This is a genomic window from Streptomyces violaceoruber (genome assembly GCF_033406955.1).
GTDB lineage: Bacteria > Actinomycetota > Actinomycetes > Streptomycetales > Streptomycetaceae > Streptomyces > Streptomyces violaceoruber.
In genome coordinates this window covers 5,836,879-5,858,656 of record NZ_CP137734.1, presented here as the reverse complement: position 1 = coordinate 5,858,656, position 21,778 = coordinate 5,836,879, and the positions used below count along the sequence as shown (strand labels likewise).

Below are 21,778 nucleotides of genomic sequence, written 5' to 3'. Positions count from 1 at the left end.
ACGGGGTGAGGGGCTACTGGCCGGCCAGGCCCGTGTGGGCGACGCCCGCCACGATCTGGCGCTGGAAGAAGACGAAGACGACGATCAGCGGCAGGCCGGCCATCAGGCCGCCGGCCATGAGCTGGGCCCACTGGATGCCGTAGGAGTTCATGACGGTCGCGATGCCGTTCGGCATGGTCATCAGGTCGGGGTTGTTGGTGACCATGTAGGGCCACAGGAAGTTGTTCCAGGAGCTGATGAAGGTGAAGATGCCGACCGCCGCGAGCGAGGGGCGCGACAGCGGCACGATGATCGTGAAGAAGACGCGCCAGCGGCCCGCGCCGTCGATGAAGGCGGCCTCCTCCAGCTCGCGGGGGATGCCCTGGAAGAACTTGTAGAGGATGTAGACCATCGCGGCGGGCGCGCACTGCGGCAGGATCATGCCCCAGTAGGTGTCGACCATCCCCATCTGCTGGACGGTGGTGAACAGCGGGACGCCGAGCACGGCCGGGGAGACCATGAGGCCGGCCATCACCACGCCCATCAGGAGGCCCTTGCCCCGGAACTCGGTGCGGGCGAAGCCGTATCCGGCGAGCGCGCTCACCAGCAGCACGATCGCCGTCACGCAGACCGACACGACGAGGGAGTTGACGAACCAGTCGGTGATGTTGCCGGTCTCGAAGAGGGCCTTCCAGGCCTGTCCGGTCCAGTCGTCGGGCAGCCAGTGGGTGGGCACCTCGACCGCCTCGGTCTCCGACTTGAGCGAGGTGAACAGGGCCCACAGGAGCGGGGCGAGGAACACCGCGGAGACGGCGGTGCCGAGGAGCGTGAGCACGATCTGGCCGGGGGTCCAGCTCCGGCGGGGGCGGGTGCGGACCGGCGGTGCGGCGGTGGTCATCGGCCGCCCTCCTCACGGTTGCGCAGCAGCCACATCCGGGCGAGGGCGACGGCCGCGATGAGCACGAAGAAGATGATGGAGATCGCGGAGGCGTAGCCCACGCGGTAGCTGGTGAAGCCCTGTTCGAGCGTGTACTGCACGAACGTGCGGGTCGAGTCCTCCGGTCCGGGTCCGAAGTCCTGTATGACGACGGCCTGGTCGAAGACCTGGAGGGAGGCGAGGATCTGCAGGGCGATCACGAGGCCGGTGATGTTGCGCAGCATCGGCAGCGTGATGTGCAGGATGCGGTGCCATGCGTTGGCGCCGTCGAGTTTGGCGGCCTCGTAGAGGTGGGCGGGGATGCCCTGGAGCGCGGCGAGGTAGAGCAGGAAGCTGAAGCCGACGGTCCACCACAGGGTGGTGATGACGACCGCGAGCATCGCGTACGACTTGTCGGTCAGCCAGGGCGTTTCGAGGCCGAAGACGTGGTTGACCATGCCGGTGCCGGGGTTGAACAGCCACTGCCACAGGTTCGCGGCGACGGTGGACGGCAGCAGGAACGGCAGGAAGAAGCAGAGCCGCCACAGCCACTTGCCGCGCTCGATGTGGTGGGCCAGCATCGCGAGGAGGAGGGCGAGGACGGTGATGCAGGGCACGACGAGCAGCGTGAAGTACGCGCTGTGGCCGAGCGCGTCCCACATCAGGGGGTCCTTCAGGGCCTCGCGGTAGTTGTCGAGGCCGATGAAGTTCGCGCTGTCGCCGGAGATGTTGGCGTCGGTGAAGCTGAGGTAGAGGCCGCGCAGCAGCGGCCAGACCACGAAGAGCGCGAAGAGCGCGAGGAACGGGGCCACGAACCAGCCGCCGTGCTGGAAGCCCTGCCTGCGGCGGACGCCTGCGCTGTCGGCGGCGGTCCTCGCCCGGGCCGGGCGGACGATCGTCTCGGCACTGGTGGCGGTCATGCGGTGGCACCTCCCTGCGCGGCGGTGCGGCCGTCCATGGGGTTCTTCATGGCGAGCAGTTCGGTGAGCGTGCCCTTCATCCGGCGGGCGGCGGCCTCGGGCTTCGCGGAGCCCGTCGTCGAGGAGACGACGACCGGGCCGACCCGCTGGGCGAGGATGCCGGTGGACCCGGCGAACCACACCTTGGGCTCGGTGGCCTGGTGGTCCATGGCCGAGACGTACTCGTTCTGCGGCTGAAGGGCACGGTAGGCGGCGGTGGACAGGGTCGGCGTGTAGGCGGGGATGTGTCCGCCGGCCGCCCACTGCCGGGCGTGCTTGACGACGTAGGCGGCGAGCCGGTGCGCGCCCTCGTTGGTGGCGCCGCCGCGGCCGGCCTGGTGCGGCAGGACGAAGGAGTGGGACTCGGCGTGGGTGGCGCGCCTGCCGAAGACGGGCGGCAGCGGAGTGGCGCCGTAGTCGAGCTTCGCGGCGTCGAAGACCGGCACGGACCAGTTGCCCTCCCAGGCGAACGGGGAGCCGTTGACGAACTGTTCGGCACCGGCGCCGCCGCCGAAGGAGGGGTTGGCGTACCCGTCGGCGACGTGCTTGCGCAGGAACTCCAGGACCTGGGCGGCCTTGTCGGTGTCGAAGGTGACCTCGGTCTTGGCGTCGTTGAACCAGGTGCCGCCGAGCTGGGTGTAGAAGGCGACGAAGAACCACCACTGGAAGTTCTGGTCGTTGTGCCACAGGCCGATGGTCTGCAGCCCCTTCGCGGTGGCCTTCCTGGCCTCCTTGAGCACGTCGAACCACTCTTCGGTGGATTCGACCGGCACGATCCGGCCGTCCTCGCCGAGCAGGCCCGCCTTCTTCAGCACGTCCTTGCGGTAGAAGCAGAGCTGGACGTGGATGTCGAGCGGCAGCGCGTAGAGCTTGCCGTCGATGACGGCACGCTTCCACAGCTCCGGGTTGAAGTCCTGCTCGCGCACGCCGTACTTGGCGAGCAGCGCGGGGTCCCAGGGGTCGAGGAGGCGGCCGGGCGAGAAGCCGGTGACCCGGCCGAGGTGCATGACGCCGAGGTCGGGCGCGCGGTTGCCGGCGGCGGCCATGGCGAGCTTGGTGTAGAAGGGGCTGCCCCACTGGAGGGTGGAGTCCTTCACGTCGATGCCGGGGTTGTCCTTACGGAAGGAGTCCAGCATCGCGATCATGTTGTATCCGTCGCCGCCGCTGAAGAGGTTCCAGTAGCGGACCCGGGTGTCCGCTCCGGAGGCGAGCGCGTCGGCGCCGGTGCCGAGCGCCGCGAAGCCGAAGCTGCCCGCGACCGTCAGGCCGCCGGCCGCGGCCAGAAAGTGCCTGCGATTCAGGCCAGGTCGTCCCATGCCCTGCCCCATCTGTCGTCATTCGAAGTGATCGTTCGATATTTCGGATGTCGCTCGTAACTTCGAACGGGAACGTAGGTGGGAAGCGCTTGCACGTCAATGGTTCGGGCAGGATCGGGCCGGTCTTCACAGGCGGCGGGACGCGTCACGAGGGCACCGTCTCGGCCACCTCGCGACCGAGGAGGCTCCGGGAACTGGCCCGGAGGCCGGGGGTCTTGGCATATTGCAGGGGTGACCGACGGACGGCCGGGGGAACGAGGAGACAGCGGTGCGTACCAGGAAGGAGATGCGGCGTCTCGCTGACGCTCTCATCGACCCCATCGAGGTGGCCGTGCCGGCTGATCCCGAGGTGCTGTTCGAGGCACTCGTCGCCTCCGTCAGCGCGTGGCGGGGACGCGAGGTGGTCGTGCACCGGGCGGCGTTCCCGCCGCACACCGCCAGTGGGCTGTGGCTCGAGCGCGAGAGCCACGACGACGTGGTGGTCGACGAACGCGCGGCCGTCTGGCACCAGATCGTGATCCTGTGCCACGAGGTGTGGCACATGAGCCGCCGTCGGGCGGAGGGCGGTGCGGAGGCGGACGGCCGGTCCCGGGCGGTGGCCGCGCGCAGCGACTTCTCCCTGGCCGAGGAACAGGAGGCGGACCGCTTCGGCATGCTGATGGGCAGCCGGCTGCGCACCTGGCTGGACGCCTCCACCGACTCGGTGTTCGCCGCGGAGGGCGGCGGTCCGGCCAGCCCGGAGAGCCTCGCAGGCCGCATCGGGGCCGCGCTCAACTACCGCGGGACGACCGGATGAACAGCCTGATCAACTATCTGAGCTGCGCCGCGCTCTGGCTCGGCCTCGCAGTGCGGGCCCCCGACCTGCTGCGGCACCGGCACGATCCGTATCTGCGGGCCATCTGCGCGGTGCTGGGACTGGCCGGGCTCTGCTTCGCGCTCGGGGCGCCGCCGACGGTCGGGGCCGTCAACCGGCTGAGCGGCGTGCCCAACCTCGCGGCACCAATCACCTACGCGGCGATCACCGGGTACTGCGCCGCCTCCCAGGTCCTCGTCGTGCACTGGCGCGGCGGCCCCCGGGTGCGCCGTACCGCCCGCCGCTGGACGCTCGCCTACGCCGTCGTGGTCCTCGGCATCGCGCTGACCTTCGCGCTCGGCGACGCGCCCGTGGAGCGCCGCACCGATCTGGACACCTACTACGCGACGACCCCGTTCATCGCCCAGATGATCGTGCTGTACCTGGTCGCGCACCTGACCGCGGCGACCGTCACGACGGTGTCCGCGCTGCGCTGGGCCCGGCAGGTGCGCGGCGGGCTGCGGGCCGGCCTGACGCTGATCGGGGCCGGCTCGCTGTGCGGCGCCGGCTACAGCGCCACCAAGCTCGTCGCGGTGGGCGCCCGCTGGTCCGGGCGCGACTGGTCGGCGCTCGGCACCACGGTCTCCCCGGCCGCCGCCGGCCTCGGGGCTCTGCTGGTGGTCGTCGGGGTACTGGTGCCGCTGGTGACCCCGCGGGTGGCCGAGTGGCGGCGGGCGGGGCGCGCGTACGCCCGGCTGGGGCCGTTGGAGCGGGCCCTGGACGACCTGCTCGTGCGCCGGGCGCTGCGGCTGCCGCGCCCGCGGTTCGCCTCCCCCGCCACCCTCCTGATGTGGCGCCGGACGAGCATCCACAACGCGCTCGGTCACCTGGACGCGTACTGCGACCGGGACCTGTACGACCGGACCCGCGCCGACACGCTGACGGCGACGGGCGATCCCGCACTGGCCGGGGCGCATGCCTGGGCCGCGGTGATCGTCGACGCGCTCCGGCACGAGGCGGGCGCCGGGGAGGCGCCGCCGCCCGCCGCGGGCACCGGTCGCCCCCTGGCCCCCTCGCCGGACCCGGCGGCCCTCGCGAGGATCTCCGACGTGCTCGCCGGCACCGTGCGGGTACCGGCCGCCTCCCCCGCGCCGAGCGGCAGGACGACGGCGGGCACCGCGTGACGGCCGGCGGCGTCACCGAGGGTGGCGCGGGCGGCCGCGCGGGCACCCGGCACGGCCGGCCGGCACAGGTTCCGCACGTAAGGAGTGGTCGGACGTGAGTCTCGTCGTCTACCTGGCGGCAGTGGTGTTCGGCATGACCTCGGTGCTGCTGTTCCGCCGCCCCCGGACGGCCGTCCGCGACCCGCTGGCCCTGTCCACCTGCGTGGCCATCGTCCTCGGTGCGCTGGTCTTCGTGTGCGCCGCCCCGGCCACCCTGCGCACCGTCAACGAACTCACCGGCGTCACCAACTTCGGGGCCCCGCTGACCTACGGCATGCTCTCCGCGTACAGCTGCGCGGTGCTGGTGCTGCTGATCAACTGGCGGGGCGGGCCCCGGCCGGTGGTGCGGCGCGCGGTGCTGCGCAGCATGGCGGCCTACGGCGTGCTGGTGGCCGCCATCGTGGTGCTGTTCCTGCTCGCCGACGCGGACACCGAGCGGCTGACCGACCTCGACACGTACTACGCGGGCACCCCGTTCATGCGGGAGATGATCCTGCTGTACCTGCTCGGGCACAGCGCGGCCATGCTGGTGATGTGTGCCGTCTGCGTCAAGTGGAGCCGTGAGGTGGGCGGCCTGCTGCGGGTCGGGCTGCGGCTCATCCTGCTGGGCGCGCTGCTGGACCTGGTGGGGTTCCAGGTCACCAAGTACACGGCCGTGGTGGCGCGGTGGACGGGTCAGGACCTCGACTTCCTGTCCACCAGCGTGGCCCCGCCGATGGCGTCGCTGGCGGCGCTGGTGTGTTCCGTGGGGTTCGCCCTGCCCAGGCTGCTGCCCTCCGTCCTCGCCCACTGGCGGGGGCTGGACGACTACCGGCGGCTGGGTCCGCTGTGGTCGCTGGTGAAGTCGGTGTCCACGGCTCCCCGGCAGCCGTCCGTCCGGTGGCGGCTGCCCCGGGCCCGGCTCCAGTGGCGCGAGGTCTCCATCCACGACGCCCTGCTCACCCTGGCGCCGTACTTCGACCACCGGGTCCGCGAGGGGGCGCGGGAGGCCGCTCTGCGCGCGGGCCGCTCCCCGCACGAGGCGCGGCTGGCGGCGGAGGCGGCGATGCTCACCGACGCGGCACGCCGGGCCACCGCCCACGAGGAACCGCCCGACGCCACCGGCTCCTACCGCCTGCACGCCACCGAGGTACCGGGCGCGAGCGGGCTGGTGGAACTGTCGCAGGCACTGCACCGCCTGCCCGGCCGGGCCGGCGCACCCGGCGGCCCGGACCCGTCCGCCCTGACCGGACCCCTGACCGAACCCGAGGAGCCCCATGTCGCGTAGAGCAGTCGTCGTCGGTGCCGGACTGGCCGGGATGCTGGCCGCCGCCGTGCTGGCAAACGCGGGCGTGGCGGAGGTCGTCGTGCTGGACCGCGACGAGCTGCCCGACGGGCCGCGGCAGCGCCGGGGTCTTCCGCAGGGGCGGCACGCGCACCTGCTGATGCCCGGCGGGCTGACGGCGATGGAGGAGATCGTGCCCGGCGCGAGCCTGCGGGGGCGACTGCTCGCCGCGGGGGCGCACGAGGTGTCCCTCGGCTCGGGCATGCTGGCCCGCAGCCCCGAGGGCTGGCTGCGGCGGTGGCGGCGCCCGGGGCCCGTCATGCTCACCTGCACCCGGGCGCTGGTGGACTGGACGGTACGGGCCGCGGTGCTCGAACAGACGGCCGTCGAGGTGCGCCGGGCGTCCGTGGTGGGCCTGACCGGGTCGTCGGGGCGGGTGCGGGGCGTGCGGGTGTCGGGGCCCGGCGGGGAGGAGGACCTGGACGCCGACCTGGTCGTGGACGCGAGCGGACGCGGTACCCGGATCATCCCCTGGCTGGACGGGCTCGGGCTGTCCGGCGTCCGGACGCGGACCGTGGACTCGGGGCTGGTCAACGCCTCGCGCGTGTACCGGGTGCCGGCCGGGGCGGAGCGGTTCCCGCTGACGGTGGTGCACGCCGATCCGTACGTCTCCCGGCCGGGCCGCAGCGCCATGGTCATGCCGATCGAGGGCGACCGCTGGCTGGTCAGCTGCGGCGGCACGCGCGGCGGTGAACCACCGGCCGATCCCGAGGGGTTCCTGCGGTACACGCTCGGCCTGCCGGACCCGATCGTGGGCCGGCTGATCTCCGGCGCCGAACCGCTCACCGACGTGCACCTGAGCCGGTCCACCAGCAATGTGCGGCACTACCTGGACAAGGTGCGCGACTGGCCGGAGGGCCTGGTGGTCCTCGGCGACGCGCTCGGCACCTTCAACCCGGCCTACGGGCAGGGCATGTCGGTGGCCGCGTTCGGCGCCCGGGTACTGGGACAGGAGCTGGACCGGGCCGGCGGGCTCGACGCGCCCGGCCTGGCCCGGCGGGTGCTGCGGGGTGCGGCGCGCCCGGTGGACGCCGCCTGGGCCATGGCCGTCGGGCAGGACGTCCTGTATCCCGGGACGCGCGGCGGCGGGCGGCCGGGCATCGCCGACCGGGCGGCGACGGCGTACACGCGGCGCATGACGAGGGCGGCCACCGGTTCCCTCGCGGCGGCCTCGGCGATCTGGGACGTCACCAGCATGCGCACACCGCCGACCCGCCTGTTCCATCCGTCGGCGGTCCTGGCCGCGCTCGCCGGGCCGCCGCTCCCCCTGCTGACCGGGCCGCCGCTGACCCCGGGCGAGCGCGAGGTGCTCGACGGGCTGGACCGCACCGGGGCGTGAGCGCGGGCCGGTCGGCGGTCGCCGCCGTTCGCGGCGGCCGCCGGACGGCGGTGGGCGTCACCCCGCGAACGCCGGCTGCGCCACCCCCCGTCCCGCGTCCGGCACCACCAGCAGGGAGCCCGCCAGCGGGTGCGGGTCCGGCAGGCCGACGCGGGCCGTGGTGAGGTACAGGTCGGTGAGGTCCGGGCCGCCGAAGGCGCAGGCCGTGACCCGGGGGACGGGGAGGGTGATCACCCGGTCCAGGTCGCCGGACGGGGTGTAGCGGCGTACCGCGCCGCCGTCCCACAGGGCGACCCACACGCAGCCGTCGGCGTCGACGCACAGGCCGTCGGGGAAGCCCGCGCCGTCCTCGATCGCGGCCAGGGGGCGGCGGCCCGCGACCCGGCCGTCCGCGGTGACGTCGAAGACGTCGATCCGGCGGGTCGGGGTGTCGGCGTAGTACATGAGCGTGCCGTCGGGGCTCCAGCCGGTGCCGTTGCTCACCGTCACGTCGTCGAGGACGGTCTCGGCGGTGCCGTCGCCGGTGTACCGGGTCAGCGTGCCCCCGCCGCGCGCCTCGTCGTAGCGCATGGTGCCCGCCCACAGGCTGCCGTCGGGGGCGACGGCGGCGTCGTTGCCGCGGCGGCCGGGGACGGGTTCGCGGTGCAGCCAGCGGAAGGTGTCGTCGGGGTCGAGCAGGCCGATCCCGTCCCGCAGGTTGAGGACCAGGCCGCCGCCCGCGCGGGGCTTGACGGCGCCCACGTGCTGGTCGGTGCGGCGCACGGTGCGCCGGCCGGTGGCCGGGTCGTGGGTGTGGACGCGGGAGTTCAGGATGTCGAGCCACAGGAGGCGGCCCGTGGCCGGGTCCCAGGTGGGGCCCTCGCCGAGGGTCGCCTCTTCGTGGACGGCCACCTCGAAGGCCGTGCCGGTCCTTTTCATGCCGCGCTCCTGTGGCCGAGCCGCTCGGAGAGGTCGGCCGCGCCCTTGACCGCGAGCTGCTCCAGTTCGGCGCGGCGTTCCTCGCTCCAGCGGATCATAGGCACCGAGATCGACAGCGCGGCGACGACCCGGCCGGTGCGGTCGCGGACCGGGGCGGCCACACAGGACACGTCCGGGTTGGACTCGCGGCTCTCCACCGCCGTACCGCGCTCGCGGATCGCGGCCAGGGCCTCGCGCAGCGCGGCCGGGTCGGTGATGCTGTTCGGGGTCATCGCGGTCAGCTCGGCGCCGTCGGGGAAGCGCGCGGCGACCTCCGGCTCGGGCAGGGAGGCCAGCAGCATCTTGCCGACGGACGTGCAGTGCGCGGGCAGCCGGCGTCCCGCCGCGGACACCATGCGCACCGCGTGCGTGGAGTCGACCTTGGCGATGTAGATGACGTCGGTGTCCTCCAGGATCGCCACGTGCACCGTCTCGTCGCAGGTCTCGGCGACGGTCCGGGCGACCTGCTGGCCCTCCGCGGCGAGGTCGAGGTACTCGGCGTAGCGGGCGCCGAGCTGGTACGGGCGCACGCCGAGCCGGTACCGTCCGGACTGCCCGGCGACCGGGACGATGTACTTGCGGGCGGCGAGCGTGGTGACCAGCTCGTGCACGGTGGTGCGCGGCAGCTGGAGCCTGCGCACGATGTCGGGGGCGGAGAGCGTGCCGTCCCCGTCGAGGAAGAGCTCCAGTATGTCGAGAGCCCGGGTCACGGCCGGCACGAGGCGTCCCATGTCCAGCCCCCTCCCTAGATATGTTCGAGATTTCAACAGGCGATCGGAATAACGAACACAGGCTACTCATACCGCGTTTGCCTGGGCAATGGGCGTGCGGCCGCCCCATGGTCCACTGCGTCCGCGATGATGGCTGCCATGCCGACCGGAAAGCGGCCCGCGGGCCCCTTCACCCCGCGCGACTTCCAGCTGGTCCTGCTGCGCCGCATGGCCGACCACAACCCCGGCCCGGTGGAGGACGCCCGCCGCGAGCTGGGCGCCTCCGTCGCGCAGATGCGCGAGGCCAACAGGCGCTGGCAGGCGATGCTGCGCTCTCCCCGGTCCCGCTCGGCGGCCGCTCGGTACCGCTCCGTCCTGGGCGAGCCGGAATCGGTGGCGCCGCGCCGGATCGGCGACCTGGAGTGCGAGGCCCGGCAGTGGGCGCTGCCCCTGTGGCCCGGCCTGCGCTTCGAGGTGCTCGTCGCGGACAGGGGCGTCGTCTGGAACGAGTGGCTGGTCCGCGCCCCCGGCGCACCGGGGCCGGAACTGCGCACCCTGGACGACCTCACGCCCTGGTCCTGCACGGTCGACGAGGCGGCCCGCGCCTTCGCCCCCGCCCGGCCGCTCCAGGGCTCGGCCCCGACCCGGTGGGGGCTGGCCTTCACCGCCCCGGACCGGGAGGGCGTACGGCACGAGGTGGTCGCGGAGTTCACCTGGGGGCTGTTGCAGCGCACGGCGGTCGGCGGCTGACGCGGGCCCGGCGGGGACGGGCGGTCAGCGCTCGTCCTCCGGGTCCCAGTCCAGCAGGCGGACCTTGGCGACCGTACGGACGTGGCGGCGCATCGCGGCGGCGGCCTGCCGGGGCTGCCGGGCGGCCACGGCGTCCAGGATCGCGCGGTGCTGGGCCAGGGAGCGGCCGGGGCGGCCGGGCTGGCGCAGGGACTCGGTGCGGCTCTCGGCGATCTGGTGGGCGATGGACCGCATGAACTCGGCGAGCAGGCTGCTGTGTGCCGCCGCGGTCACCGCCGCGTGGAAGAGCCGGTCGCCCTCGACGCCGTGCCCGTCCCGGTCGATCTCCTCGGCCATCACGGCCAGCGCGGACCGCATGGCGGCGAGGTCGTCCTCCGTGCGGCGCTCGGCGGCCAGTTCGGCGAGCTTCGTCTCCAGGGCCTCGCGGGCCTCCAGGACGTCCGGGAGGCGCCGGCGGCGTTCGACCATCTTCTCCACGGGTTCGACGTCGAGGCTGTCCCGGACCAGATAGGTCCCGCCGCCGTGCCGCGCCTCCACCAGGCCCTGCACCTCCAGCACCACGATCGCCTGCTTCACCGAGGCACGGCTGACACCGAGGCGCTGGGCCAGGTCCCGCTCGGGCGGCAGCCGGTCGCCCGCCCGCAGGCCGCCGTCGGCGACGTACTGGCGCAGCCGCTCCAGCACCTGTTCGTACAGGCGCTGTTTGGTCATGGGGCGCAGGGCGTCGGTCATGAGGTCCCCCCTCTCCACGGGAGCGTAGCACCGGCGCCGAGGGTGGCCCGGTGGCCGAGTGGCTGAGCCAATTGTTGCGCGACCCCTTGACGTGATCCCGGGCCGGGCCCACGCTGACCAGCCAACCGCACCACACAAGTGGCTCAGCCACTCGGCCACTCGCTCAGCCATTCCCATCGGCAGTCAGGTCAGCACTCGGGAGCCCCCGCATGTCCCCCGAACTCATCTCGATCCTCGTCCTCGTCGTGGTGTTCGTCATCGCCACCACCCGCTCCGTCAACATGGGCGCGCTCGCCTTCGCCGCCGCGTTCGGGGTGGGCACGCTCGTCGCCGACCTCGACGCGGACGGCATCTTCGCCGGGTTCCCCGGCGACCTGTTCGTCGTCCTGGTCGGCGTCACCTACCTGTTCGCGATCGCCCGGGCCAACGGCACCACCGACTGGCTGGTGCACGCGGCCGTCCGGCTGGTGAGGGGCCGGGTCGCGCTGATCCCCTGGGTGATGTTCGCGCTGACCGGCGCGCTCACGGCGATCGGCGCGGTCAGCCCGGCCGCGGTCGCGATCGTCGCGCCGGTCGCCCTGAGCTTCGCCACCCGGTACTCGATCAGCCCGCTGCTCATGGGCACGATGGTGGTGCACGGCGCGCAGGCCGGCGGGTTCTCGCCGATCAGCATCTACGGCTCGATCGTCAACGGCATCGTGGAGCGGGAGAAGCTCCCGGGCAGCGAGATCGGCCTCTTCCTCGCCTCGCTGGTCGCCAACCTCCTCATCGCCGCCGTGCTGTTCGCGGTGCTCGGCGGGCGGAAGCTGTGGGCGCGCGGGGCGGTGACGCCGGAGGGCGACGGCGCCCCCGGCAAGGCCGGCACCGGGACCACGGGCAGCGGCAGCGACACCGGCACCGGCACCGGCACCGGCACCGGTACGAGCGCGGGCACCGGAGGCACCGCCCCCACCGCCGTGGCCGTCCGCTCCGACCGGGAGACCGGCGGTGCCGAAGGCACCGGCGTCCGCCTCACCCCCGCCCGCGTCGCCACCCTGGTCGCCCTGGTCGCGCTGGTCGTGGCCGTGCTCGGCTTCGACCTGGACGCCGGTCTGACCGCGGTCACCCTCGCCGTCGTCCTGAGCACCGCCTGGCCGGACGACAGCCGGCGTGCCGTCGGTGAGATCGCCTGGTCCACGGTGCTGCTGATCTGCGGTGTCCTCACCTACGTGGGCGTACTGGAGGAGATGGGCACCATCACCTGGGCCGGTGAGGGCGTCGGCGGCATCGGCGTCCCGCTGCTGGCCGCGGTGCTGCTCTGCTACATCGGCGCGATCGTGTCGGCCTTCGCCTCCTCCGTGGGCATCATGGGCGCGCTGATCCCGCTGGCGGTGCCGTTCCTCGCGCAGGGCGAGATCGGGGCGGTCGGCATGGTGGCGGCGCTCGCGGTGTCGGCCACGGTGGTGGACGTCAGCCCGTTCTCGACCAACGGCGCGCTGGTGCTGGCCGCGGCCCCGGACGTGGACCGGGACCGCTTCTTCCGGCAGCTGATGGTCTACGGCGGGATCGTGGTGGCGGCCGTGCCGGCGCTGGCCTGGCTCGTGCTGGTGGTGCCCGGCTTCGGGTAGACCCGTCTCGCGGATCCGGCGCGATCCGGCAGCCTTGAACGACAGCCCCGACAGCAGCTCTCGGGCAACAGCTAAGGAGTACGACGCGTGTCCTCTCTCTTCCCGGCCCTCTCCCCGGCCCCGACCGGCGCCCCGGCCGACCGGCCCGCGCTGCGGTTCGGCGAGCGCTCCCTGACCTACGCGGAACTCGCCGCGGCGGCGGGCGCCACGGCCGGGCGGATCGGCGGCGCCGGCCGGGTCGCGGTCTGGGCCACCCCGGCGATGGAGACCGGCGTCGCCGTGGTGGCGGCGCTGCTGGCCGGGGTCGCCGCCGTACCGCTCAACCCGAAGTCCGGCGACAAGGAACTCGCGCACATCCTCTCCGACAGCGCGCCCTCGCTCGTCCTGGCGCCCCCGGACGCGGAACTCCCGCCCGCCCTCGGGGCCCTGGAGCGCGTCGACGTCGACGTGCGGGCCCGCGGGGCGGTCCCCGAGGACGGTGCCGACGACGGCGACCCCGCGCTCGTCGTCTACACCTCGGGCACCACGGGACCGCCGAAGGGCGCCGTCATCCCCCGGCGGGCGCTCGCCACGACCCTGGACGCGCTCGCCGACGCGTGGCAGTGGACCGGCGAGGACGTGCTGGTGCAGGGGCTGCCGCTGTTCCACGTGCACGGGCTGGTCCTCGGCATCCTCGGCCCGCTGCGCCGGGGCGGGTCCGTGCGGCACCTGGGCCGGTTCTCCACCGAGGGTGCGGCGCGGGAGCTGAACGACGGCGCGACCATGCTGTTCGGGGTGCCGACGATGTACCACCGGATCGCCGAGACGCTCCCCGCCGACCCGGAGCTGGCGAAGGCGCTCGCCGGGGCCCGGCTGCTGGTGTCGGGGTCGGCCGCGCTGCCGGTGCACGACCACGAGCGCATCGCCGCCGCCACCGGGCGCCGGGTGATCGAGCGGTACGGCATGACCGAGACGCTGATGAACACCAGCGTGCGCGCCGACGGCGAGCCGCGCGCCGGGACGGTGGGCGTGCCGCTGCCCGGTGTGGAGCTGCGGCTGGTGGAGGAGGACGGCACGCCGATCGCGGCGCTCGACGGGGAGAGCGTCGGCGAGATCCAGGTTCGCGGCCCGAACCTGTTCACCGAGTACCTGAACCGCCCCGACGCCACCGCCGCCGCCTTCACCGAGGACGGCTTCTTCCGCACCGGCGACATGGCGGTGCGCGACCCCGACGGCTATGTCCGCATCGTCGGCCGCAAGGCCACCGACCTGATCAAGAGCGGCGGTTACAAGATCGGGGCCGGGGAGATCGAGAACGCCCTGCTCGAACACCCGGAGGTCCGGGAGGCCGCCGTCACCGGCGAACCCGACCCCGACCTCGGGGAACGGATCGTGGCCTGGATCGTCCCGGCCGACCCCGCCGCCCCGCCCGCCCTCGGCACGCTGGCCGACCACGTCGCCGCCCGGCTCGCCCCGCACAAGCGGCCGCGCGTCGTCCGGTACCTCGACGCGGTGCCCCGCAACGACATGGGGAAGATCATGAAGCGGGCGCTGAACCGTGACTGAGCGCCTGACCGCACGGGAGTTCCTCGCCCTGGTCACCGACGACGCCACCTTCAGCGAACTCCCGCACGCGGACGGCCCGTGGCGGCCCGACGGCCCCCTCGGCTGGCCCGGCTACGACGCCTCGCGGGCCCGCGCCGCCGAGCGCACCGGCGAGGCGGAGTCCGTCGTCTGCGGCACCGGCCTGGTGGAGGGCACCCGGGCGGTGCTCGTCTCCTTCGAGTTCGGCTTCCTCGGCGGCTCGCTGGGGCACCGCACCGGCGACCGTCTGGAGGCGGCGTACGCGTACGCCCGTGAACACCGGCTGCCGGTGGTGCCGTTGGTGGCGACCGGCGGCAGCCGGATGCAGGAGGGGATGCTCGCGCTGACCCAGCTCCAGCGGGTGGCCCGGCAGTCGGCGCTCACCCGCGCGGCCGGCCTCGCGCAGATCGCGGTGGTACGGGACCCGGCGACCGGCGGCGGCTGGGCGACGCTGGGCGCGGGCGCCGACGTGGTCCTCGCCCTGCCCGGCGCCCAGGTGGGCTTCGCCGGTTCGCGGGTCCGGCCGCCGGACGCGGACCCGGCGGCGTACACGGCCGAGGCGCAGGTGGCGGCGGGCAGCGCGGACGCCGTCGTGCCGCCCGGGGAGCTGCGCGCGACGCTGGGGCGGTGGCTGCGGCTGCTGACGGCGCCGTCCGGCGGTCCGGCGCCGGTGCCGGAGCCGCTGGGCGCCCGGGACCTGCCGGCCGGCGGCTGGGAGGCGGTGCGCCGGGCCCGCGATCCCGGACGCCCGCGCGCCGGGGCGTACCTGGACGCCTACTTCACCGACCGTGTCGCCCTGTCCGGCGACCGCTGCGGCGGCCGGGACCCGGAGGGCATGCTGTGCGGCTTCGGCTCGCACGCGGGGCGCACGGTGGCGTACGCCGCGCAGACGGGCACGGCGACCCGGCCCGCCGGGTACCGCACCGCCACCCGGCTGATCCACCTCGCGGACCGGCTCGGCATCCCGGTGCTGACCCTGGTGGACACACCGGGCGCGGCCAACGACGCGGAGGCGGAGCGGGCGGGGGCGGGTCCGGCGATCGCGGACCTGTTCGGCGCCGTGGCCTCGGCGCGTACGCCGGTCACCACGCTGGTGATCGGCGAGGGCGGCTCGGGCGGGGCGCTGGCCCTGGCCGCGCCCGGCAGCACGTGGGCCACCCCGGACAGCTACTTCTCCGTCATCGCGCCGGAGCACGCGGCGGCGATCCTGAAGCGCCCGCCGGCGGAGGTGGAGGCGACGGCCGGTCAACTGCGGCTGCGGCCGCAGGACTTGGCAGCACTTGGCGTGATCCGAACAAGCGAGCAGTTGTTCCCTGGAACAGGTGATCGTCGCTCTGAAGAACGCATGTGACTGCAGGGACCAACGATACTTACGGTGTGCAAGCAACGGGCTGCAGACCGTAGTTGACGCACATGTCCCGAGTAGTCCCGGCGGGGCCCGGCGGGTCCCGCACCTGAACAGCGCAAGGAGCTGCACGATCATGAACCTTCTCACCGACATCCTCGCCGGCCTCGTCCACTTCGTCGGCTGGCTGGTCTGACGGTCCGAGAACCCGACGGCGCCGCCTCCCCGTCCCAGGGAGGCGGCGCCGTCCGCGTGTCCGCGCCCGGACCGGGGCCTACCGCACGGCCACCGCCCGCACGATCTCCTGCGTGACCGAGCCGCCCCGGTCGTCGCGCGCCGAGGCCCGCAGCGAGACGTGCTCGGCATCGCGCGGCACGCTCAGCGTCCCGTACCAGGAGGCCTCACCGTCGCCGCCGCGCAGCCGGACCTGGTGCCAGGTCGTCCCGTCGTCGTAGGACGCCTCCAGCTTTCCGCCGCCGAGCTTCCCGGTGTCCGGGGCGCCCGCCACGTACGCGGCGCCGAGACCGACCCGCAGCTTCTTGCCGGCGCGCACCTTCCCCGCGAGGTCGGTGTCGACGTCGAAGGAGAGGTTGATCAGCGGCAGGAAGGTCCACCGGTCGTCGGGCGTGGCCGCCGACCGGAAGGTCCACTCCGCGTGGCCCTTCGTCGCCAGCGGCCAGCGTGCCGCGTCCAGCGCCGTGTCGGTGACGAGCCGGTAGGTGTGCTCGCCGGCCGGCGCGTCCCACACGTACGCGGCGGAACTCGGCCCCTGGTCGACCGGTTCGCCGTCCAGGTACACCGACGTGGTCTGCGACATGCCGCTGCCCTCGCTCCACACGTCGCCGAAGCCGGTGTGGTCGGGCCCGGAGTCGCCCCAGCCGGGCGCGTTGAACTGGAGCCGGTTCCCGGCGCGCTGCTGCCCCCAGCCGAGCCCGGTGCCGAGGTAGGGGTGCCACACCGGCTTGAACCAGTTCAGCTCCGCACGCGAGCCTCCCCGGTACCGGGACAGTCCGCCGCGCTCCTCCAGCGCCTCACCGGCGCTCGTCACGGTCTCGTGCCACAGCTGGCCGGGGCCGGTGGACACGTACTCGGTGCGCTCGACCGGGTAGTCGATCCGCTCCCGGAAGCCGAGGCCGATCGGGAAGGTGTCGGTGAGGGAGTACCGGAACTCGCCGCCGCTCGACGGTTCGGCGGCGTGGTACCTGGTGCGCAGCACGGCGAGGTCGCGGTGCCCGGGCTGGTAGGTGAGGTCCCGGTCGGGCACGGCGCCCTCGTGTCCCTCGGACAGGTCGTACACGTAGGGCGTGTTGCGGGTGCCGGTCATGTCGACCCGTCCGGCCCGGTGCAGCCGGCGGGCGTCGGCCGCGGAGACCGTGGCGATCTGGAGCGGCCGGTCGGCGTTGTCGTCGGTGCCCCACCACGACATCAGCCGTCCGGGGGCGTCGTCGGTCACGAACAGCGCCTTGACGCCGGCGTCCTGTGCGGCCTGGGCGAGCGCGGCCGGTTCGGTCCCCTCGGTGAGCCGGGCGAGGACCGCCTTGCCGCGTACGCCGTCCGGGAAGGGCCCGGCACCGACGGCTCCGACGTCGACCAGGGGCAGCCGGGTGCGGCCCTCGGTCAGGGTGCCGCCGGACTGGACGGTGGCCTCGTCGATCCCCTTCACCTCGAGCAGCGGCTTGCCGAGCCGCCACACGGTGCGGTACTCGAAGTCGCCCTGGGCGACCTTCTTCGTGGGCGCGGCGAAGACGCTGTCGTACGTCAGCGGCACCTGCACCGCGCCGAACAGGTCGGAGCCGTTCGCGCCGCGGTCGTACTCCATGAGGAGCTGCCGGGTCTCGGTGCGCCGGCCGACGTCGGCGCCGATCTCGCGCAGCTCGCGGCCGTCCAGGGTGATCTCGCGGTCCCGGTCGACGACGACCTCAGGGGCGGCGAGGAAGCCCAGGCCGAGGGAGTCGGCGCCGTGGCTGCCGCGCACGTCCAGGAAGGACGACAGGCTGTACGTCCCGGGCTCGAGCCGGAGCTTCAGGGTGCCGGAGTCGCCGACGTGGGCCGGGAAGGGGTCGACGCCCTCGGTGAGCCGCTGGACGGTCAGGTCGGCCGGGGTCGCGGCGCCGGAGCGGTCCTTGACGTGCACCGTGAGCGTGTACCGCTCGCCCTCCTTGACCAGCCCGAACGCGGTGTGCGCGAGGGGCTTCCCGCTCGCGTCGGCCGCCACGACCTGGCCGCTCGTGTTGCCGACCGGCGCCTTGGACCCGTCCCCGGTGACCGTGGTCGAGGCGGTGCCGTGCGCGGGCACGGTGAGGGAGGTGTCGGCGAGCGTGGCGACGCCCTCGGGGGCGCCCCGCACGGACAGCTTCAGCTCGACGTCCGTGTCCGAGGAGTTGGTGTAGGCGACGGTCCTGGTGACCGGCTCGTCGGCCTCGTACGGCCAGGAGTAGAAGCCCAGGTCGGCGCTGCCGGTCGCGGTGACGTCGGCGCCGACGGCCGCCGGCACGCTGACCCGGCCCGCACCCAACTGGTAGGCGGAGACGTCCAGTTCCTTGGACGTGGACATCAGCGCGTCCTTGAGCCGCGCGCCGCTCCAGTCGGGGTGCTCCTCGGCGAGCAGGGCGGCCACCCCCGCGATGTGCGGCGTCGCCATCGACGTACCGTCCATGGACGTGTAGTCGCCGCTGCCCTCGGCGAGGCGGGAGCGGGCGGCGAGGATGCCGACGCCCGGGGCCGACAGGTCGGGCTTGAGGGCGTTGTCGCCGTAGCGGGGCCCGGCGCTGGTGAACCAGGCGGCCTGGTCGGCGGAGTCGACCGCGCCCACGGTGAGGGCGGCGTCGGCCGCGCCGGGCGAGCCTATGGAGGAGGGGGCGCCGGTGTTCCCGGCCGCGATCACGAACAGGGCGCCGGTCTCGCGGGACAGGGTGTTGACGGCCTCGGCCATCGGGTCGGTGCCGTCGCTGGGTTCGGTGGAGCCGAGGCTCATGGAGACGATGTCGGCGTCCACGTCCCGGGCGGCCCACTCCATGCCCGCGATGATCTCCGACTCGCTGCCGAAGCCCTCGTCGTCGAGGACCTTGCCGACCGCGAGCGTGGCGCCGGGTGCGACACCCTTCTCCTTGCCGTCGGAGGCCGCGCCGCTGCCGCCCACGGTGGAGGTGACGTGCGTGCCGTGGCCGTGCCGGTCGGCGACCTCCTCGCCGGGGATGAAGCTGCGGCTCTGCGCGATCCGCCCCGCCAGGTCGGGGTGCCCGGCGTCCACGCCGCTGTCCAGCACGGCCACGGTGACGCCCTTGCCGGTCAGCCCCGCCTCCCAGGCCTCGGGCGTGCCGATCTGCGCGTTGGACTCGGCCATGTCCGCGGTGACCCGCCCGTCGAGCCACACGCCCTCGACACCGGCGCCGCGACGGGTGAATTCGCGCCAGAATGCACGCCCCTTGTCGGCCTCGACGGCGGCCCCGCGCACGCTGGGCAGCGACCGTGTCCGCTCGGCCCCCCGCGGGGTGGCGGCCCGCACGCCCTTGCCGTACGTCACGATCAGCGGCAGCTCGCCCGTCTCGCTGTCGGCGAGCCCCTGCTCCAGCAACGCACCGACGTCGAAGAGCCGTTCGTCGAGGCTGCCGTCGCGCAGGTACGGCAGGGCCTCGTCCGGTACGACGGTGGTCCGGCCGCCAAAACTGCTGGTGCGCACGGCCCCGGTGGCGCCCTCGGGCCGCTCGACCGCGACGGTCTTCCGGCCGCCGCCGAGGTCGGTGACGGTCACCCGGTCGCCGGTGACGAGGGTGACGGTGCGGGCCGCGTCGGCGGCGGCCGTGCGGGCGGCCGCCGTTCGGGATCGCGCCGGGTCGGGGGGCGGGTCCTGCGCCGCCGAGGTCCCGGCCGGCAGCAGCGCGATCACGAGCCCCGCCGACAGGAGGGCCGCCCCGCGTCTGACTGGTCCTGTGCTCATCCACGTCTCTCTTCGTGTCGTCGTAGAGTGCGGTGAAGAGTGCTGTGATCAGTCTCAGGGGGCCGGTGGGGCACGGGAGTTGACCGGAGGCGGCGGTTAGTCGCCCTGGCGGGTTTCCGCCAGCGGCCGAACGGACCGGCGGCCCGGGACGGGACACGGCCGAGTACCGTCCGTCACAATGGTGCTGCGCACGGACACGTACGGCACACGGGGAGCGAGCGGCGTCATGGACGGGTTGGTCGAGTTCAGGACCGAGGACGGCGTGCGGGTGGTCGTCGAGGGCGTCGAGGACGAGGACGGCGCGCGGCTGGTCTCGCGCGGCGACGGCCCGGCCCGCGCGGCCCGCACCTTCGAGGACTCCCTGGACGGCGTGCGGGCGGCGGCCGCGTCCGCGCTGCGCGTCTTCCGGGACGGCTCGCTCCGACCCGACGCCGTGGAGCTGGAGTTCGGGGTCAAGCTGAGCGCGGAGGCCGGCGCGGTCATCGCGAAGGGCTCGGCGGAGGGCCATCTGGTGGTGCGGCTGAACTGGTCGCCCGAGCCGTCCCCCACGCGTCCCGAGCCGCGGCCGTCCGCGACGCGTCCCGAGCCGCGGCCGTCCCCGGCGGGTCCCGAGGCCCCGGACGCCGCCGCGCTGTCATGAGCGGTGCCGCGTGGCACGCCCGCGTCGAGTGCGGCAGGGAGGTCGGCGCCGGATTCCTCGTCTCCGCCCGCCGGTTGCTCACCTGCGCCCATGTCGTCCGGTGGGCCGACCGCGCGCCGGTGACGGTGACCTTCCCGGGCCGCCGGGAGCTGGGCGAGCTGTCCGGCACGGTCGTCGTGCACGGCGGGTGGCAGGAGGGCGCCGCCGACCTCGGCGACCTGGTGGTACTGGAGCTGGACCGGGAGGTGCCGCTCGCCCCGGCCGTCTTCGCCCGGCCCGGAACGGAGCGGACCGTCCCCGTCCCCGAGCTGATCGCCTACGGCTTTCCCAAGGGGTACGACGAGGGCATGCTCGCCTCCTACCGCGCCCTGCCCGGGCCCCTCATCTCCGACGAGTGGGTCCAGCTGGAGGCCGTCACGGCGCACGGGCAGCCGCTGGCCGCCGGGTTCAGCGGCGCGGCGCTGACACTGGCCGACGGCACGGTCGTCGGCATGGTCTCCGCCGTGGCCGGCGCCCGGGACGTACGGGTCGGCAGGATGCTGCCCGTCGAGGTCATGGCGCGCTACTGGCCGGAGCTGGGCGAGCTGGTGCCCACCCCCGGCCACCGGGCGGACGCCCGCAGGCGGCTGTACGCGCTGGTGCGCCGGGCCGAGGAGAGCGGCCTGGCCTGCGACCCGAACCGGCTGTACGTGTCCGCCATGGACGCGTTCGACCCGCCGCTGCCGGAGGGCGGTTTCGGCTCCCTGCGGGAGGCCGCCGCCTACGTGCAGTGGGAGGTGCCGGACCCGGCGGCGGTGGCCCGCTTCGCCGACCGGCTGACGGAGCGGCTGCACGCCCCGTCCGGTCCGGCGCCGCGCCCCGCGGCCTGGTCGCCCATCGTCGTGGAGATCGACCGCAGCGGTGCCGGTGCCGACCAGGTCACCGTAGAGGTGTCCGCCTACCGGGACGGCCGGCGCCGCCCAGTGGGTTCGCGCCGGCTGGCCCGCGGCGCGGTGCGGTCCTTCGTCCAGGAAGGCATTGACGAGGCGTTCACCCAGCTCGATCCCGGCGCCGACGAACTGCTCACCTTCGTGCTCCCGCGCGAGTGGCTGAACGAACCGGTGGCGCACTGGGAGTGCGGAGAGGACGACTCCACGCCGCTGGGCTGCGCCTACCCGCTCGTGGTGACCGACCGGTACCGGCAGCGCAGCGGACGCCTCCGCCACCAGCTGCACAAGAAGTGGCGCAGGCTCGGGTCCGGCACGGGCGGCACGCTGCACCGGGTGGACTGCGGCACCCGGGAGCGGCCGGCCGGGCTGCGCAAGCGGCTGCGGGACGACGCGGAGCTGGCCGGTTTCGCCACCCCGCCCTCGGCGGCGCCGGAGTACTTCGAGGTCGGCCTCAACCTGCCCGTCCCCGTGCTGTTGTGGCCGCTGCGGGAGTGCCCCGGCGAGGAGGGACCCGACGGCCGCTGCTCCGGCACGGCGTTCCTCGACGAGCTGGCGGCGTCGGTGGCGGACGTGCCGCCGGCCGAACTGCCGCGCCTGGTCATGGAACTGCGCGAGACGGCGGACGCGGCGGAGGTCCCGGAGGAGCACTGGGCGCGGGACGTCCAGCTCCTGTGGGACGACCCCCGCTGTTTCGCCGAGCCGCCCGCCCTGCTCCACTCCCCCGTCGGCTGAACCGCCCGCCGCGCCATGCACCGACGC

The 21,778-nt window shown here is 74.2% G+C and carries 17 protein-coding genes; 10 read left to right on the top strand and 7 right to left on the bottom strand.

Translation table 11 applies throughout. From position 1 onward, the window contains the following. Positions 1–13 precede the first annotated feature (13 nt). Genes R2E43_RS26095 through R2E43_RS26085 form a run of 3 tightly spaced genes read right to left on the bottom strand, consistent with a single transcriptional unit; the run spans position 14 to position 3,170 of the window. On the bottom strand, positions 14–877 hold the full coding sequence (locus R2E43_RS26095; RefSeq protein WP_003976374.1) for a carbohydrate ABC transporter permease: 864 nt from the start codon (positions 875–877) through the stop codon (positions 14–16). Next, a complete protein-coding gene (locus R2E43_RS26090; RefSeq protein WP_332056617.1) occupies positions 874–1,815 on the bottom strand; it encodes a carbohydrate ABC transporter permease in 942 nt (313 codons plus the stop codon). Before R2E43_RS26090 ends, R2E43_RS26095 begins: the two co-directional genes overlap by 4 nt. After that, complete coding sequence (locus R2E43_RS26085; RefSeq protein WP_011028349.1) at positions 1,812–3,170, bottom strand: extracellular solute-binding protein; 1,359 nt, start codon at positions 3,168–3,170, stop codon at positions 1,812–1,814. Before R2E43_RS26085 ends, R2E43_RS26090 begins: the two co-directional genes overlap by 4 nt. A 268-nt stretch (positions 3,171–3,438) precedes the next feature. On the opposite strand from R2E43_RS26085, the gene R2E43_RS26080 reads away from it, so the two are divergent. The 4 genes from R2E43_RS26080 (at position 3,439) to R2E43_RS26065 (ending at position 7,849) form a co-directional block, all read left to right on the top strand. Beyond that, positions 3,439–3,966 (top strand): hypothetical protein, encoded by a 528-nt coding sequence (locus R2E43_RS26080; protein WP_030863864.1) that lies wholly within the window; start codon positions 3,439–3,441, stop codon positions 3,964–3,966. After that, positions 3,963–5,147: an MAB_1171c family putative transporter gene (locus R2E43_RS26075; RefSeq protein ID WP_332056616.1), complete on the top strand. Its 1,185-nt coding sequence runs from the start codon at positions 3,963–3,965 to the stop codon at positions 5,145–5,147. The genes R2E43_RS26080 and R2E43_RS26075 overlap by 4 nt, the downstream gene beginning before the upstream one ends. Positions 5,148–5,241: 94 nt before the next feature. Then, positions 5,242–6,453 (top strand): MAB_1171c family putative transporter, encoded by a 1,212-nt coding sequence (locus R2E43_RS26070; RefSeq protein ID WP_332056615.1) that lies wholly within the window; start codon positions 5,242–5,244, stop codon positions 6,451–6,453. Next, positions 6,443–7,849: an NAD(P)/FAD-dependent oxidoreductase gene (locus R2E43_RS26065; protein WP_011028353.1), complete on the top strand. Its 1,407-nt coding sequence runs from the start codon at positions 6,443–6,445 to the stop codon at positions 7,847–7,849. The genes R2E43_RS26070 and R2E43_RS26065 overlap by 11 nt, the downstream gene beginning before the upstream one ends. A gap of 57 nt (positions 7,850–7,906) precedes the next feature. Here R2E43_RS26065 and R2E43_RS26060 read toward each other — a convergent pair whose 3' ends face one another. Together R2E43_RS26060 and R2E43_RS26055 are read right to left on the bottom strand one after the other, a co-directional pair. Next, positions 7,907–8,767, bottom strand: a complete 861-nt coding sequence (locus R2E43_RS26060; RefSeq protein ID WP_106518390.1) for an SMP-30/gluconolactonase/LRE family protein — start codon at positions 8,765–8,767, stop codon at positions 7,907–7,909. After that, positions 8,764–9,537: an IclR family transcriptional regulator gene (locus tag R2E43_RS26055; RefSeq protein ID WP_003976366.1), complete on the bottom strand. Its 774-nt coding sequence runs from the start codon at positions 9,535–9,537 to the stop codon at positions 8,764–8,766. The genes R2E43_RS26060 and R2E43_RS26055 overlap by 4 nt, the downstream gene beginning before the upstream one ends. A gap of 126 nt (positions 9,538–9,663) precedes the next feature. Between R2E43_RS26055 and R2E43_RS26050 the strand changes: the two genes are divergently transcribed. Next, positions 9,664–10,266, top strand: a complete 603-nt coding sequence (locus tag R2E43_RS26050; RefSeq protein ID WP_003976365.1) for a hypothetical protein — start codon at positions 9,664–9,666, stop codon at positions 10,264–10,266. A 24-nt stretch (positions 10,267–10,290) separates the two neighbouring features. Here R2E43_RS26050 and R2E43_RS26045 read toward each other — a convergent pair whose 3' ends face one another. Beyond that, the gene (locus tag R2E43_RS26045; protein ID WP_003976364.1) at positions 10,291–10,998 is read right to left on the bottom strand and encodes a FadR/GntR family transcriptional regulator; all 708 of its coding nucleotides are present in this window, start codon (positions 10,996–10,998) and stop codon (positions 10,291–10,293) included. A 209-nt stretch (positions 10,999–11,207) separates the two neighbouring features. On the opposite strand from R2E43_RS26045, the gene R2E43_RS26040 reads away from it, so the two are divergent. The 3 genes from R2E43_RS26040 to R2E43_RS26030 all read left to right on the top strand — a co-directional run bounded on the left by R2E43_RS26040 (position 11,208) and on the right by R2E43_RS26030 (position 15,519). Next, positions 11,208–12,605 (top strand): SLC13 family permease, encoded by a 1,398-nt coding sequence (locus tag R2E43_RS26040; protein ID WP_011028355.1) that lies wholly within the window; start codon positions 11,208–11,210, stop codon positions 12,603–12,605. A gap of 87 nt (positions 12,606–12,692) precedes the next feature. Beyond that, positions 12,693–14,150: an acyl-CoA synthetase gene (locus R2E43_RS26035; RefSeq protein WP_011028356.1), complete on the top strand. Its 1,458-nt coding sequence runs from the start codon at positions 12,693–12,695 to the stop codon at positions 14,148–14,150. Next, the gene (locus tag R2E43_RS26030; protein ID WP_011028357.1) at positions 14,143–15,519 is read left to right on the top strand and encodes a carboxyl transferase domain-containing protein; all 1,377 of its coding nucleotides are present in this window, start codon (positions 14,143–14,145) and stop codon (positions 15,517–15,519) included. The genes R2E43_RS26035 and R2E43_RS26030 overlap by 8 nt, the downstream gene beginning before the upstream one ends. A 268-nt stretch (positions 15,520–15,787) precedes the next feature. Here the strand turns inward: R2E43_RS26030 and R2E43_RS26025 are convergent, their stop codons facing one another. Beyond that, positions 15,788–19,450 (bottom strand): S8 family serine peptidase, encoded by a 3,663-nt coding sequence (locus R2E43_RS26025; RefSeq protein WP_319230515.1) that lies wholly within the window; start codon positions 19,448–19,450, stop codon positions 15,788–15,790. A 178-nt stretch (positions 19,451–19,628) separates the two neighbouring features. On the opposite strand from R2E43_RS26025, the gene R2E43_RS26020 reads away from it, so the two are divergent. Both R2E43_RS26020 and R2E43_RS26015 read left to right on the top strand, forming a co-directional pair. Beyond that, positions 19,629–20,090, top strand: coding sequence for a CU044_2847 family protein (locus R2E43_RS26020; protein WP_401532385.1), 462 nt, complete (start codon positions 19,629–19,631; stop codon positions 20,088–20,090). After that, positions 20,087–21,751: a VMAP-C domain-containing protein gene (locus R2E43_RS26015; protein WP_332056614.1), complete on the top strand. Its 1,665-nt coding sequence runs from the start codon at positions 20,087–20,089 to the stop codon at positions 21,749–21,751. Before R2E43_RS26020 ends, R2E43_RS26015 begins: the two co-directional genes overlap by 4 nt. Positions 21,752–21,778 lie beyond the last annotated feature (27 nt).